13 protein-coding genes are annotated in these 14217 nt (G+C 72.6%); 8 read left to right on the top strand and 5 right to left on the bottom strand.

Going from position 1 to position 14217, the window contains the following annotated elements:
• The first annotated feature begins 192 nt into the window (after positions 1 to 192).
• Both ACFY2Q_RS06650 and ACFY2Q_RS06655 read left to right on the top strand, forming a co-directional pair.
• Positions 193 to 1167 carry a hypothetical protein gene (locus ACFY2Q_RS06650; RefSeq protein ID WP_387128172.1) on the top strand — a complete coding sequence of 325 codons (975 nt, stop codon included), beginning with the start codon at positions 193 to 195 and terminating at the stop codon, positions 1165 to 1167.
• A 117-nt stretch (positions 1168 to 1284) separates the two neighbouring features.
• The gene (locus ACFY2Q_RS06655; RefSeq protein ID WP_387128173.1) at positions 1285 to 1611 is read left to right on the top strand and encodes a hypothetical protein; all 327 of its coding nucleotides are present in this window, start codon (positions 1285 to 1287) and stop codon (positions 1609 to 1611) included.
• 34 nt (positions 1612 to 1645) lie between these two features.
• Here ACFY2Q_RS06655 and dacB read toward each other — a convergent pair whose 3' ends face one another.
• Positions 1646 to 3229 carry a D-alanyl-D-alanine carboxypeptidase/D-alanyl-D-alanine-endopeptidase gene (gene dacB, locus ACFY2Q_RS06660; protein ID WP_387128174.1) on the bottom strand — a complete coding sequence of 528 codons (1584 nt, stop codon included), beginning with the start codon at positions 3227 to 3229 and terminating at the stop codon, positions 1646 to 1648.
• Positions 3230 to 3280: 51 nt separating this feature from the next.
• Positions 3281 to 4012: an MIP/aquaporin family protein gene (locus tag ACFY2Q_RS06665; RefSeq protein ID WP_387128175.1), complete on the bottom strand. Its 732-nt coding sequence runs from the start codon at positions 4010 to 4012 to the stop codon at positions 3281 to 3283.
• Between the two features lie 109 nt (positions 4013 to 4121).
• Between ACFY2Q_RS06665 and ACFY2Q_RS06670 the strand changes: the two genes are divergently transcribed.
• Both ACFY2Q_RS06670 and ACFY2Q_RS06675 read left to right on the top strand, forming a co-directional pair.
• On the top strand, positions 4122 to 5195 hold the full coding sequence (locus ACFY2Q_RS06670) for an NAD(P)-binding domain-containing protein (protein WP_387128176.1): 1074 nt from the start codon (positions 4122 to 4124) through the stop codon (positions 5193 to 5195).
• A 194-nt stretch (positions 5196 to 5389) separates the two neighbouring features.
• Positions 5390 to 5671 (top strand): adhesin, encoded by a 282-nt coding sequence (locus tag ACFY2Q_RS06675; protein ID WP_387128177.1) that lies wholly within the window; start codon positions 5390 to 5392, stop codon positions 5669 to 5671.
• Between the two features lie 15 nt (positions 5672 to 5686).
• Here ACFY2Q_RS06675 and ACFY2Q_RS06680 read toward each other — a convergent pair whose 3' ends face one another.
• On the bottom strand, positions 5687 to 6757 hold the full coding sequence (locus tag ACFY2Q_RS06680) for a hypothetical protein (RefSeq protein WP_387128178.1): 1071 nt from the start codon (positions 6755 to 6757) through the stop codon (positions 5687 to 5689).
• A gap of 91 nt (positions 6758 to 6848) precedes the next feature.
• Here ACFY2Q_RS06680 and ACFY2Q_RS06685 point away from each other — a divergent pair, with 91 nt between their 5' ends.
• The 4 genes from ACFY2Q_RS06685 to ACFY2Q_RS06700 all read left to right on the top strand — a co-directional run bounded on the left by ACFY2Q_RS06685 (position 6849) and on the right by ACFY2Q_RS06700 (position 11852).
• Positions 6849 to 7742, top strand: coding sequence for a sulfotransferase domain-containing protein (locus ACFY2Q_RS06685; protein ID WP_387128179.1), 894 nt, complete (start codon positions 6849 to 6851; stop codon positions 7740 to 7742).
• Positions 7743 to 8005: 263 nt separating this feature from the next.
• Positions 8006 to 8401: a cupin domain-containing protein gene (locus ACFY2Q_RS06690; RefSeq protein WP_387128180.1), complete on the top strand. Its 396-nt coding sequence runs from the start codon at positions 8006 to 8008 to the stop codon at positions 8399 to 8401.
• Positions 8402 to 8440: 39 nt separating this feature from the next.
• Complete coding sequence (locus ACFY2Q_RS06695) at positions 8441 to 10237, top strand: glycoside hydrolase family 15 protein (RefSeq protein WP_387128181.1); 1797 nt, start codon at positions 8441 to 8443, stop codon at positions 10235 to 10237.
• A gap of 238 nt (positions 10238 to 10475) precedes the next feature.
• Positions 10476 to 11852 carry a pectate lyase gene (locus ACFY2Q_RS06700; protein WP_387128182.1) on the top strand — a complete coding sequence of 459 codons (1377 nt, stop codon included), beginning with the start codon at positions 10476 to 10478 and terminating at the stop codon, positions 11850 to 11852.
• A gap of 52 nt (positions 11853 to 11904) precedes the next feature.
• On the opposite strand, the gene ACFY2Q_RS06705 is transcribed toward ACFY2Q_RS06700, so the two are convergent.
• Together ACFY2Q_RS06705 and ACFY2Q_RS06710 are read right to left on the bottom strand one after the other, a co-directional pair.
• A complete protein-coding gene (locus ACFY2Q_RS06705; protein ID WP_387128475.1) occupies positions 11905 to 13095 on the bottom strand; it encodes a threonine synthase in 1191 nt (396 codons plus the stop codon).
• A 14-nt stretch (positions 13096 to 13109) separates the two neighbouring features.
• Entirely contained in the window at positions 13110 to 14159 is a 1050-nt protein-coding gene (locus tag ACFY2Q_RS06710; protein ID WP_387128183.1) for a DNA polymerase ligase N-terminal domain-containing protein, read from the bottom strand.
• Positions 14160 to 14217 lie beyond the last annotated feature (58 nt).

Raw genomic sequence — 14217 nt, forward strand, 5'->3', positions numbered from 1 at the left:
GCCTGGCGCTCGCCCTCGAAAGGCCGATCGGGCCCGGGTCCGACTGTCCGATACCGTCCGGTTCCGGACTGGACACACCCACCCGTCCGGATCTAGCGTGTCGACCACGCCGGTGCAAACGTGAAACGGCCCACAGTGGACGGTGCGGTCCGCCGCGGCCGATGGCGGTCAGGCGGCGGAGTGGAGGGGTCGGTGGCGGACGAGGACCGCACGCGGGCGCAGTCACGGGCCGAAAGTGAGCCGACCACCCGACCGGCGTCGCACCGGTCACACGCCGTCGACGCCGCGCGGACCCGCAGCGCGCTGCGCAGGCTCGCCCGTGTCCGCCGGCGGCGGCGCTGGGCGCTGGAGGGGATCGCCGCACTCGTGTGTCTTGTCGTCCTGGGTTCGTACCTCGGCACACATGCCGCCCCGAAGCCGGGGGACGACCCGGGCGGGGGGCCGGGTGGCGTGCCCGCCGGTGCCGGCCGCCCGACCGGCCTTCCCGGCGCGGAAGGGCGTACCAACGAGGCGGGGCCGGCGACGCCGGGCCTGCGCCCCCGGGAGCGCCAGCCCTCGCCCGAGCCTTCGTCGGCCAGCCCGCCCGCTCCGCCGCCCGCCCGACCGCCGGGGTCGCCGGCCGCGCCGACGCTCTCGGTGAGCAGGGCGGAGGCGCCCGCCGAGATCGACCTCAGCGCCGTGGGCACCCGGGACTGGATGCACTGGGGGCTGCGTGGCGGCAACTCGACAGTCCGCAAACGCTCCGGCTCGGGTGAGATCGTCGACGCGGGCGGAAAGGGCGACCGGGTCGGCTGGGACGGCAACCAGGAGGTCGTCCGCTGGTCCGACGGTGCGCCCGAGCGGTCCGTCGGCGGCAGCCCGGACGGTGTCTACACCTGCGGCGTCGGCAACGGTTTCAGCCTCGCGATAGCCGGCAGCGGTGAGCCGCGCATCGTCCAGCTCTACGCCGGGATCTGGATGGCGCGCGGTCGACTGGACGCGCGGCTGTCCACCGGAGGGCCGGTCAGCACGGTGGGGCTGGAGGACCCGTACACCAGCCAGAGCGCCCAGTTCACCATCCGGTTCGACCTGCCCCGAGGCGCCCGGCTGGTGTTGACGTGGACAGTCGAGAAGGTATTCACCGAGCACTGCGGCAACGTCGGCCTCCAGGCCGTCGCGCTGCGCTGACGGTGCCTGTCGCGTGTCCGTGTCCACGAGTCGGGACAGTTTGTCCGTCGCGCTCGGTCGATGACGTCGTAACTTTCTGCTGTCCCCGTCCAGCCATCCACTGTGGAGGCAGCGCAGATGAGCAGCACCGCCCACCGCGTCCGTCCCGCCGTCTCCTCCGGCGCCGATGAGGTGCCCGGGGAGGTGCTCCGCGACATCCCCCTGCCGCCGTACGTGACGGGCGAGGACGCCCAGTTCGCGGTGCGAGCGGTGGTGGTCCACGCGCCCCGGCGGTGGTCCGGCGGGGTGATCTGCCGCAACGACGCCAACCCGCACCCGTGTCGCCTGCACCGCTGGGGCACCCAGGTGCTGGCGCTGCGCGGGCTGCGGGCCGCCGAGATCGCCGCGCTCATCGAGCGCGGCGACCCCGCGGCGGTGCCCCCCACTCCGGACCGCCCGGCCTGATCGGTGGCGGGGGCACGTGCCCCCCCACCACCGATCAGCAGGTGATCGGCTTGACCCAGGAGCACTCCACGCCCTCCGGGGTACGCGGCGTCTCCGGCACCGAGGGCGGTGCCACCCGTGCCGTGCTCGCGCCGCCCTCGCGATGGCCAGCCAGCGCCACGGCGATCTGGTCCTCAAGCGTCTTGACCGACGCCGTCAGGTAGTTGTTCAGCAGGATCGAGAACGCCAGCAGTCGGCCGTCGGCGGTGGTGACGTAGCCGGAGAGGCCGGACACGCCGGTCAGGCTGCCGGTCTTGGCGTGCACGTTGCCGGCCGCCGGGGTGCCGGCCATTCGGCTGCGCAGCGTGCCGCCGACGAACCGCTCGGGCTGCCCGGCGATGGGCAGCGAGGCGTACCAGGTGGGGAACCAGGGCTCGGCCCGGACGGCGGCCAGCAGGTCGACGAACTCCGTCGCCGGCACCAGGTTGCGCCGAGACAGCCCGGAGCCGTCACGCTGGCGCAGCGTGCCGGTGTCCATTCCGGTGTCGGCGACGTACTCGCTGATCGCGGTGAGTCCGGCGGACCAGGTGCCCGAGCCGGACAGCACCCGGCCGATCTCCTTGGTCAACACCTCGGCGTGCCCGTTGTTGGAGAGCTTGAGGAACGGCGTCATCAGCTCACCCAGTCTCATCGAGTCGTGCCGGGCCACCGGGTGGGCCGTCTCCGGGGTCGGCTGGCCGAGCACCGTCCGGCCGAGCACCCGTACGCCGTGTCGGTGCAGCGCGGCCCGGAACACGTCGGCCGCGTAGCCGGTGGGCTCCCAGACGGTCACCCAGTCGCTGGCGGGCTCGCCGCCGACGGCGATCTGGCCGGTCACCACGATCGTGTTGCCGCCGTGCTCGCGCTCGATCGAGATCGAGGTCTCGCCCTGGCTCACCGTCTCGGCCCGGTTGTCGATCCGCAGGTAGCCGGTGGCGGGGGTGGTGCTCACCACAGGCCTGCCCCCGGCCCGGTCGGCCGGGGCGGCGTGCACGATCACGGTGCCCGCGTCGTAGTCGGTGTCCGGTGCGACGGTGAGCGCGGAGACCTGGCCGGCGTAGTAGTAGGGCTCGTCGTCCCAGGTCCAGTCGGGGCCGAGCCGGGTGTGGTCGTAGCGGGTGTCGTCGGCGATCAGGTTGCCGGTGACCACCCGGACGCCGTCGGCGGCGACCTGCGCGGCGAGCGCGTCGTAGTCGGCCGCCAGCATTGTCGGGTCGCCGCCGCCGCGCAGGTAGAGGTTGCCGGAGAGCAACCCGCCGCGACGCTTGCCGGTGGTCTGCACGTCGGTGGTGAACCGGTGCCCGGGGCCGAGCAGCTCCATGGCGGCAGTCGAGGTCAGCAGCTTGGTGTTCGAGGCCGGGATCAGGCGCCGCTCGCCGTTGCGGTCGTAGAGGGTCTGCCCCGTGCTGGTGTCGACGACGACCACCGACGCCTGTGCGCCGGCCAGCCGGTTGTCGGCGAGGATCGCGTCGATCGTGGCGCGCAGCCGGGTCGTCGCGGGGGTGGGCGACTCGGCTGTGGCGCCGGGCGCGCCGGCGGTGGCCGCGGCGGCGACAAGCGCGATCAGCGCGAGGGCTCGCGGAAAGAGACGGCGATGCATGCGCCGATGCTGCCACGCAAATATTCGCCGGGAAAGAGGTTGGGCCGAAAGTTATTGCCGTTCGGGTTCCGGCGGTCGACCCACGGACTTGTCGTGCCCGCCCCAGTAGTGCCGCTGCGCCCCCATGGCCAGGGGTGCCACAAGCGCGGCGAGTGCCCCGCCGAGCAGCGGGAAGACGATGAACACCCAGAGTTGACGCAGCGCTACGCCGCCCTCGAAGACGGCCGGGCCGAAGGCGCGGGCCGGGTTGACCGCGGCGCCGGTAAGCGTCACGCCGACCAGTTGCGTCGCGGCCAGGGCCAGCCCGATGGCCACCCCGGCGGTGCCCGGATTCTCGCTGCGACTTGTCACCACGAGGACGACAAGCACGAAGAGGAAGGTAAGCACGATCTCCAGGACGGCCGCACCGCCCCTGTTGATGTGCGCGCCGTACCCGTTCGAGCCCAGCGCTCCGGTCTGGTCCGCCACGTCACCCCAGCGGGTCAGCGCCCAGAGGATGAAGGCGGCCACCGTCGCACCGGCGAACTGCGCGATCCAGTAGGCCACCGCACCGAGCACCGAGATCTTTCCGGAGAGCAGCACGCCGAGCGTCACCGCCGGGTTGACGTGGCTGCCGGACAGCGGGCCGATCATGTAGACCAGGGCGAGCATGGCGAACCCGAAGGCCAGCGCGACCACCACCACACCACCCTGGACCCTCGCGGCGACGGCGGCGCCGACGCCGAAGAAGACCAGCAGCAGCGTGCCGAGGAACTCGGCGGCTGCGCGACGGGCATCGTCCATCCCCTCAGCGTAGGGACAATTCGGGTGTTCTGATGCCGGAATCAGTGTTGTGACAGGCGCGACGGGCGCCTGCGGGCACAGCGGAGGCGGCCCCGACGTTGCACAGCGCGTGGGCACCCTTTCCGTCGACGTCGTGGTGATCGGGGCCGGTCAGGCCGGCCTGAGCGCCGCCTACCACCTGCGCCGCACCGGCTTCGCTGCCGGCAGCGGCTTCGTCGTCCTGGACGGCGACGACGGCCCGGGTGGAGCCTGGCAGCACCGCTGGCCGACGCTGCGCCTGGAGCGGGTGCACGGCTTCCACGACCTTCCCGGGATGCCCTTCCCTCCCGCCGACCCGCAACGCCCGGCCGCGGCGGAGGTAAGCGCCTACTTCGCCCGCTACGAGCGGGCCTTCGACCTGCCGGTCCGGCGACCGGTACGGGTCCGCGAGGTGCGCTCCCGCCCGGACGGCCGGCTGGACGTCCACAGCGACCACGACCTGTGGACGGCGCGGGCGCTGATCAACGCGACAGGCACCTGGACGCGCCCGTTCTGGCCGCACTACCCAGGTCGGTCCACGTTCCGGGGGCGGCAACTGCACACCGCCGACTACCGGGGGCCGGAGGAGTTCGCCGGCCGCCGCGTGGTGGTGGTCGGCGGCGGCACCTCCGCGGTGCAACTGCTCGCCGAGATCTCTCCGGTCGCGGCGTCCACCACCTGGGTGACCCGCCGCCCGCCGCAGTTCTCCGAGGACGAGTTCGGCCCGGAGCGAGCCCGGGCCGCGGTGGCACTCGTCGACGCCGCGGTACGCGCCGGACGCCCGCCGGGCAGCGTGGTGGGCGTGACCGGGCTGCCGGTAAACCCCGAGATCCGTCGGCTCCGGGAGCACGGCGTCCTCGACCGGCTACCCGTCTTCGACCGGATCACGCCCGACGGGGTGACCTGGGCCGACGGGCGGTTCGTCCCGGCCGACGTGATCCTCTGGTGCACCGGCTTCCGTGCCGCACTCGACCATCTCGCCCCGCTTGCGCTGCGTGCACCGGGCGGTGGAATCGTCATGGACGGCACCCGTGTCGTCGCAGACGACCGGATCCACCTGATCGGTTACGGCCCGTCGGCGAGCACGATCGGCGCCAACCGGGCGGGCCGCGCGGCGGTCAACGAGATCCGCGCGTTGCTCGCGCCTGCCCCCGCTCTCGACTGACGCGGCTCTATTTGACGGATCGCCCGGCAGCGGGCACCGTGGGCAGGGAAGGGGCCTGTCAGCTGCCCCGATTCGACGCGACGGCGATGCCCGTCCGCTCTCCTGCCGCCTCCCACGTGTGCTCGTGCGGCGGGCCCACTGCCCGGTCTGCGCGAAACCGACCGCGAGCCGAGAATCCACGAGGAGTTCCCCACATGCTCACCATGACCGACAATGCCGTGCTCGTCATTCGCGACCTCGCCAACCAGCAGGACGTGGCCCAGGACGGCGGCGTGCGGATCGCCGCCGACGCCGACGCCGGGTCGCTCACCGTGGAGTTGGTGCCCGAGCCGGAGCAGGGCGACCAGGTGGTCGACAACCAGGGCGCCCGGATCTTCCTCGACGCGGACGCCGTCGAACTGCTCGGCGACGCGTCGGTGGACGCCACCGTCGACGACGAGGGCATCATCCAGTTCGGGTTCACCGAGCAGCAGTAGCGCCTCGGCTCGTTCCTACCTCGGCGGCCGTCCCCGCTGCTGCGGGGCCGGCCTGGGGTGCCAGCCGGGCAGGGTGTCGCCGGCCGGGCGGGACAGCGTGGTGAGCACGTGCGCCAGGTGGTGCGACGTGCTCCACGCCGTCCAGTTGGCGGCCGATCCGGCTCCGGCGCCCCGACGGGCCCGGCGCAGCAGCTCATGGTCGCCCCAGGAGAACGCCGCGCCGGTGCTCGGCCAGTGCGGCGCCGACACCAGCGCGCGGCACAGGTCGGCGAACCTGTCGTCACCCCGCCCACCCCGCCGCGACCAGCGGTAGACCCACCAGCCGCCCTCGGCGGTGTACCGCACTGTCGGCAGCCGGTCGCCGGGATCACCGGAACCGGCATCGGCCGGCCCGACGCCGTAGTCGCCGTAGTCGACGCCCGTGTCGCTCAGTCGCTGCCAGAGCTGCCAGTCCCAACGGTCCAACCGGACAGGCTCGTCGCTGGGCAGCCGGGACAGTGTCGGCGGCATCCCGCCGGCGGCCACCGTCACCGAGCGCCAGGCGTGGCGGCGGGCCCAGCCCAGCAGCCGCCGCACCCGCGGCTCGGCCACCCGCACGTCCGCCGGGCAGCACACGTCGCCGGCGTCCACAAGCAGGTCACACTCCTCCGGCGCCAGCGCCGTGAACCGCCAGATCCGTTCGACGGCCGTGGTGCTCGCGTCCGGCCCCGCCCGGTCCCGGGCGGCGCGCAGCCGGACCAGCGCCCGTCCGGCGTACGCCCGGGCCGCCGTGCCGTGCGCGGCCAACCGCCTGTCGCTCTCCGTGAGCCCGATGACGGGCATCAGGGGTACGCCCCAACGGACGATATCCGGGTCGGCCGCGTCGGGCAGGGCCGCGACATCGACGGCCGGCAGCAGTCCGGCCGGCAGGCGTCGGAAAGCGTCCATAGTGGACCGATCAAGGGTGTCGATCTCCACGATCGGGGCGAGCAGTGGGGTGACCGCGGGGTCGAGGTGGTGCAACGCCTCCAGCTCGCCGCGTCGGCGGCTGGCGAGGATGGGGCGGTAGACCGGTTCCGCCGCGCGGCCCCCGTGGGCGGGCACCATAATTCAATCTAGCCAGGCATTCGCATGCCTTCCCAGCCGTCGACGCGAAAATCCGGTCCCTGGCTGTCGGTTCGGCGACTACGCTCGTCCGATGCCCGCTCCACCGCACCGCTACCGCAGTGAAGACGAGGACAGCGCCCGCTGGGTCGGGTTCCCGTTCCGCGACGGTGACATCGTGATCAGCACACGGTCCAAGAGCGGCACCACCTGGATGCAGATGATCTGCGCGCTGCTGGTGTTGGGCACTCCGGAGCTGCCGGCACCGCTCATCGAGCTGTCACCCTGGCTGGACTGGCGGGTCGAGTCGCGCGACGCGGTGTACCGCCGGCTGGCCGCCCAGCCGCACCGGCGGTTCATCAAGACCCACACCCCGCTGGACGGCGTGCCGCTCGATCCCCGGGTGCACTACGTGGTGGTGGCCCGGCACCCGCTCGACATGGCGGTCTCCCTCTATCACCAGGCCGGCAACCTGGACAAGGCACGCCTCCGCGAGCTGACCGGTGATCCCGCTCCGGCGGGACCGCCACGGGCGCGCCTGCCGCTGGAGCAGTGGTTGCCGAGCTGGGTCGACCGCGAAGTGGACCCGCGTGCGGAGTTGGACTCGCTGCCGGGGGTGCTGTGGCACCTGAGCGACGCCTGGGCGCGCCGGAACGAGCCGAACGTCGAGCTTGTGCACTACGACGACCTCCGGGCCGACCTGGGCGGGCAGATGCTTCGGCTGGCCGACCGGTGGGGCCTGACGGTGCCCGCCGAGCGCTGGCCCGACCTGGTGGAGGCGGCCACCTTCGGCCGGATGCGGGAGCGCGCCGACCAGCTCGCCCCGGACGCGCTCGGCGTGCTGCGGGACCGCCAGGCGTTCTTCCGCCAGGGCCGCTCGGGTCAGGGCCGGGACCTGCTGGACGCGGCCGGGCTGGCCCGCTACCGGGCGCGTACGGCCGCCCTCGCGCCGCCGGACCTGCTCACCTGGCTGCACCGCGACGCCTGACGGCGGGGTCTCGCGGACCGGCCGTACAGACGAGCGCACGGCGCCGTTCGACAGTGGTCGGAACGTCGCCGCGCTCTGGCCGTCTCCCACCATCGCAGCCGTTCGGCAGTACGCCGGCGGGGACCTGGCTCGACCGGCCGTTCGCGCGCCGGTCAGAGTGCTCGATCCCCCTTGCGCGCGAATCCAAACCCGCCGACCGTGGGGAATTCCACCATCTGCCAGTCCCGGCGTGACGCGCCGCCGAACGGGGTAATGAGCGGAGCATGGAGCATTTCACGATCGCGACCGTCGCCGAGAAGAGCCCGGACTTCCGGCGCGTGCTGTGGACCGGGGAGCACACCCAACTGGTCATCATGACGATTCCCCCGGGTGGTGAGATCGGCGAGGAGGTGCACGAGGGCATCGACCAGATCCTTACCTTCGTGAGCGGCACCGGCGAGGCCCGGGTAGCCGGCGCGAAGCGGGAGGTCGTCGCGGGTGACCTCGTCGTCGTCCCGTCCGGCACGAAGCACAACTTCGTCAACACCGGCCCGAACCCGCTTGTGCTCTACACGGTCTACGGTCCGCCGGAGCACGCCGACCAGGCTGTGCACCGCACCAAGGAGGAGGCCGACGAGGCCGAGGCCGCCGGCAAGGACGAGCCGCCGACAGCGGCGTGAGCGCGGCCTGATCCGGGCCCAACCGGGTACGCCGCGCGGGTGGAGCAGCCGCCGATCTCCGACTACGGATTCCTCTCGGATTCCCGCTCCGGCGCGCTCGTCGGCAGGGACGGCTCGGTCGACTGGTGGTGCCCGAGCCGATTCGACAGCGCCTCGGTGTTCGGCCGGCTGCTCGACCCGACCGCCGGGCACTTTCGGGTGGCCCCGGTCGGCGCGGGCGGCCCCGGCTACCGGGTGGAGCGGGCGTACCGGCCGGACACGCTCGTGCTGCGGACTGTGCACCACACGCCGCAGGGAAGCGTGGCGGTCACCGACGCGCTTGCCGCCGAGATCGGCGCACGCGCCCACGAGCTGGGGATGAACTCTCCCGCCGTGCTGATCCGTGTGGTCGAGGGGCTGTCCGGGCGGGTACGGATGGCGTTGGACTTCGCGCCCCGCCCCGAGTACGGCCTGCTCACGCCGTACCTGCACGAGCAGCCGGACGGCGGGGTGCTTGCCGGCGCCGGCCCGGTGGTGCTGGTGCTGCACGTCGGTGGCCTGTCGCTGCGGGCCGACCGGGACCGGGTGACCCAGGAGTTCGAGGTCTCCGCCGGCCAGGTGGTCGGGATCGACGTGGCGTTCGGCGAGGCCTACGGCGCCCCGCCGGCCCGGCTCGACCCGGTGGCCACGCTCGCCGAGACGACGCGGGCGTGGGAGGCGTTCCGGGAGTCGCACAAGTACTCCGGCCGGTACCCCGACCTGGTGCGGCACAGCGCGACGGTGCTGACCGGCCTCACCTACGCCCGCAGCGGCGCGGTCGCCGCAGCACTGACGACGTCGTTGCCGGAACGGATCGGCGGGGACCGCAACTACGACTACCGCTTCTCGTGGCTGCGGGACTTCTCGCTCACCATGCGCGCGCTCTGGGTGGCGGCCTGCCCGGACGAGACGTCGCGCCTGTTCGCGTGGGTGACGCGGTCGATCGGTCGGATCGGCGACGAGCCGGTGCCTGTGCTCTTCGGGGTGGAGGGCGAACGTGACCTGTCCGAGCACATGTGCACCCATGCGCGCGGATACCGCGGCAGCCAGCCGGTCCGGATCGGCAACGACGCGTGGCGGCAGCGGCAGCTCGACGTGCCCGGTGAGGTCGTCTCGGCGGTGTGGCGGCTGCGCGACTACCTCGGCGCGACGTTCGAGGAGGAGTTGCGGGAGATGGTGCTCGGGCTGACCGAGCAGGTCGCCAAGACGTGGCACCTGCCGGACCGGGGTATGTGGGAGACCCGCGACGAGGAGCGGCACTACCTGTCGTCAAAGGTGCTCTGCTGGCTGACGATGGACCGGGCCGTGGGGCTCGCCGACCGGCTCGGTGAGCGTGCCGACCCGCGACGCTGGGCCGCGGTCCGCGACGAGATCCGCGACGCGGTGCTGCGCGACGGGTGGAACGACCGGATCGGGGCGTTCACTGGCGCGTTCGGCTCGGCGGAGCTGGACGCCTCGGCTCTGATCCTGCCGGTGGCGCATTTCCTGCCGGCCACCGATCCGCGGATGCGGTCGACAATCGCGATGGTCGAACGGGAGTTGGGCACCGAGGACGGGCTGCTCCGCCGGTGGACGACCGATCCGGCGGGTTTCCTGCTCTGCTCTTTCTGGCTTGTGGAGTGCCTGGTGATGACGGGGGAGCCGAAGCGGGCCGAGGAGCTGTTCGAGCGGGTGGTCGGGTACGCCAACGACGTGGGCCTGTTCAGCGAGCAGATCGACCTGGACACCCGGGCGCAGCTCGGCAACACCCCGCAGGCGTTGTCGCACGTCGGTCTGATCAACGCGGCCTGGCGTCTGACCGAGCCGGACAGCTACTGACCGTCGAATCCTGCAACAGACCTGCAAGCGCAAGGCATTGACGCTGATGGTTGAGCGGTCCTAGCCTCGAAGGGGCGGGAAAGCCCTTTCCCAACGGCTTTGATCCCGCTTCACCCCGCTCCGGACCCGGGCATCCGACGGGGCACACCGATCCCAGGCCAGGGCAGTTCGCCATGCCGGCACGTCCCCGCACGCCACGGCCGTCGGATCGCCACCACACGCGTCAAGGAGGACACCTGTGCAGAAGAGACGACACCTCGGCCGACGACCACTGCTCCTGGCCGTCGGCGCGGGCGTGACCACCGCGGCCCTCGCCGCCGGCATGACCTCGGCCTTCGCGGCCACCGTCTTCACCGACAACTTCAACGACGGCGACACCTCCGGCTGGTCCAAGTCCGGCGGCACCTGGACCGTCGACGGCTCCGGCGTGCTCAACCAGACGAACGCCGGCAGCGAGTTGGCCCGGCAGTTCGCCGGGCAGACCAGTTGGACCGACTACTCCGTGCAGGCCCGGGTGCGGCCGGCGAGCTTCGGCTCGTCCAGCGCACTGGTCGGGTTGGCCGCCCGGTCGACAAGCAGCACGAAGATGTACCGGCTGGCCCTGCTCGGCTCCGGCCGCGCCGAGTTGCAGGCCGTCAACGGCAGCAGCATCACCGCGATCGGCTCCGCGTCGCTGGGCATCGGCACGGGCAGTTGGTACACCCTGCGCATCGAGACCAGCGGCAGCACCATCCGCGGCTTCGTCAACGGCACGCAGATCGCCTCCGGCAGCAACAGCCTGGCCGGCGCGGGCCGGATCGGCCTGGTCACCGCGTACGCCAGCGGCGGCTTCGACGACGTGACTGTCGACTCGTCCGGCGGCGGCACCCCCACCACCCCGCCGGCCACCACCGCACCGCCGACCAACCCACCGCCCACCACGCCGGGCCCGACCACAGCACCGCCGGCGGGCTGGCCGACGCCCGCCGGCAGCCAGAAGGTGGACGCGACAATCCCGGTCTCCGGCACCTTCGACGGCGGGCTCAAGCGCTACTACGGCATCGGTGACGGCGGGCAGAGCGAGAGCCAGGACCCGATGTTCGAGCTGGCGGCCGGGGCCACCCTGCGCAACGTGATCATCGGTGCGCCGGCGGGCGACGGCGTGCACTGCGAGGGCAACTGCACCCTGATCAACGTCTGGTGGGAGGACGTGGGCGAGGACGCCGCCACCTTCCGCGGCGGCACCACCTACACCGTCGACGGCGGCGGCGCCCGGTCCGCGAGCGACAAGGTGTTCCAGCACAACGGCTCGGGCACCGTCTACATCAAGAACTTCCGGGTCGAGAACGCCGGGAAGCTCTACCGTGCCTGCGGCAACTGCTCCACGTCCTACCAGCGGCACGTGGTGATCGACAACGTGGTCGTCCGGGACACCGACGCGATCGCCGGCATCAACACCAACTGGGGCGACACCGCCCGGTTCAGCCGGATCACAATCGTCGGCGACTCGGACCGGGAGACCTCGATCTGCGTCAAGTACAAGGGTGTGCCGAAGGGCAGCGAACCGACCAAGATCGGTGAGGGCGCCGACGGCGTCAACTGCTTCTACTCACCGTCCGACATCACCTACCAGTAGGCCGAAGCGACGGCACCCCGCGGACCGCGTGGTCCGCGGGGTGCTCACCGCCTCACGCCACCACGGGTACGCCCGAGACGTCCACCGTCTCCGGATACTTCAGACCCGCGCCAGTGTTGAGCACCACCACCCGCTCGCCGGCCCGGATCCAGCCCCCGGCGCGCAGGTGCCGTGCCGCGGTCAGGCAGGCGGCACCCTCCGGGCATAGCAGCAGCCCCTCGCGGGCGGCGAAGTCGCGCAGGTCGGCAAGGATCTCCGCGTCGTCGACGGCGACCGCGGTGCCGGAGGACTCCCGCAGCGCGGCCAGGATCAACTCGTCGCCCAGCGGCGCCGGCACGGTGATGCCGAAAGCCACGGTGTGCGCGTCGTCCCACGGCCGAGCCCGATCCTCGCCCGCGGCGAACGCCCGCACGATCGGCGCGCAGCCTGTCGACTGCACCGCCACCAGCCGGGGCAGCTTGTCGCCGACCCAGCCCAGCTCCCGCATCTCGTGCAGCGCCTTGTGGATGCCGATCAGACCGACCCCGCCGCCCGTCGGATAGATGATCACATCCGGTATCTGCCAGCCGAGCTGTTCGACGATCTCGTACCCCATCGTCTTCTTGCCCTCCAGGCGGTAGGGCTCGCGCAGAGTGCCGGCGTCGAAGATCGCCCCGTCCGACTCCGCGATCAGCTCGGCCACCAGGCGGCCGGCGTCGCTTATCAGCCCGTCGACCAGGCGCAGGTCGGCACCGGCCGCCACGCACTCGCGCCGGCAGATGCTCGGCGCCGCCAGCGGCATCACGATCGTGGCGCCCATCCCGGCCCGCGCCGCGTACGTCGCCCAGGCCGAGCCCGCGTTGCCGTTGGTGGGCATCGCGATCCGCTCGACACCCAGCTCACGCGCCCGGCTCACACCGACCGCCGCGCCCCGAGCCTTGAACGAGCCGGTCGGGATCAACCCCTCGTCCTTGACCATCAGGTCGACGATGCCGATCTCGGCGCCGTACGCCGGGGCGCGCAGCAGCGGCGTCCACCCCTCGCCGAGCGTGGTGACGTGCCGGGGATCGGCGACCGGCAGCAGCTCCCGGTAGCGCCACAGGTCGGCGGGGCGCAGCGGAAAGCGCTCCGGGGTGACTGCCTTCGCCACCGCCGCCAGGTCGTAGCGCGCCAGCAGCGGGGAGCCGCACTCGCAGAGGTTCCGTAACTGGTCGGCGGCGTACTCCCGGCCGCAGCGTGGGCAGTCCAGGTGGGTCAGGTACACGTCGCTCCTCGCCATCAGACGGCGTCGATGCTCTGCCAGCGCCGGCTGCGCCGCCCCGGCTCGTAGACCGAATCCAGCCGCTTGGCGACCACACCGGGCAGGCCCTGCTCACGGCCGGTACGCAGCGCCTCGTCGCCGGCGCCGGGAAACCACGGCGGAGTCTGCCAGTGCGTACCTGTCAACGCCAGCCCGTCGAGCAGTTCCCGGCGTTGCGCGTACGGCACGTCGACGCTGCTCACGCCCTCCAGCCACAGCAGGTCGACGAGCAGGTACTGGGCACCGGCGGGAACCCGGCCGCCGGTGCTCGGTCGGATCGGGCGCACCCGACCGGCGTCGTCGATGCGCACAAGCACGCCGTCGAGCACCGCTTCGGTCGGCGCCAGCGCCTCGGCCATCGCGCGCAGCCACGGAAACCCGCCGGTGATCTCCTCGTCGCTCTCGGAGAGCAGCCGCAGCCGCCCGCCGGAGACGTACGCCATCGCCCGGACGCCGTCCCAGCGCAGCTCGTACCCCCACTCGGCGCGGTCGCGGGGCAGCTTGGCGGCCGGCGTGGCGTGCATCGGGCGGATCAACTCGGGCATCGGCGTCCACCCGGGTGGTGCGCTGTCGGTGCGCCGGACCATCCAGTCCCGGCCGCCGGTGGCGAACAGCACGTAGCGGCCGGCGGTCCGTTCGCCTGCGAGGGTCACGATCACCTCGTCGTCGCGCCACTTCTCGCGGCGGTAGGTGCCCCGGTCGTGGATGACCATCCGGCCGCCTCCGTACTCGCCGGCGGGGATCTCGCCGGAGAAGTCGAGGTACTCCATCGGGTGGTCCTCGGTGTGCACGGCGAGGTGGTTGCGACCGGGATCGCGGGGTAGGCCGCGCGGCACCGCCCAGGACGCGAGCACCCCGTTGTGTTCCAGGCGCAGATCCCAGTGCAGGCTGCGGGCGTGGTGCTGCTGGATGACGAAGCGGCCCTCGCCGTCGGCGGGCTCGGCCGACGTCGGGCTGCGCGCCGGCACCGGCTCGGGCGTGCGGGTCGCGTCCCGCCGGCGCCGGTACTCATCCAGCCGGTCCGTCACACCCCGCATTCTCCGGCAAAGCGGACCGTCGCGCTGCCTGCCCGAGTGTCCGGTTCGC

Source organism: Micromonospora sp. NPDC000316 (genome assembly GCF_042898885.1).
Classification (GTDB): Bacteria; Actinomycetota; Actinomycetes; order Mycobacteriales; family Micromonosporaceae; genus Micromonospora.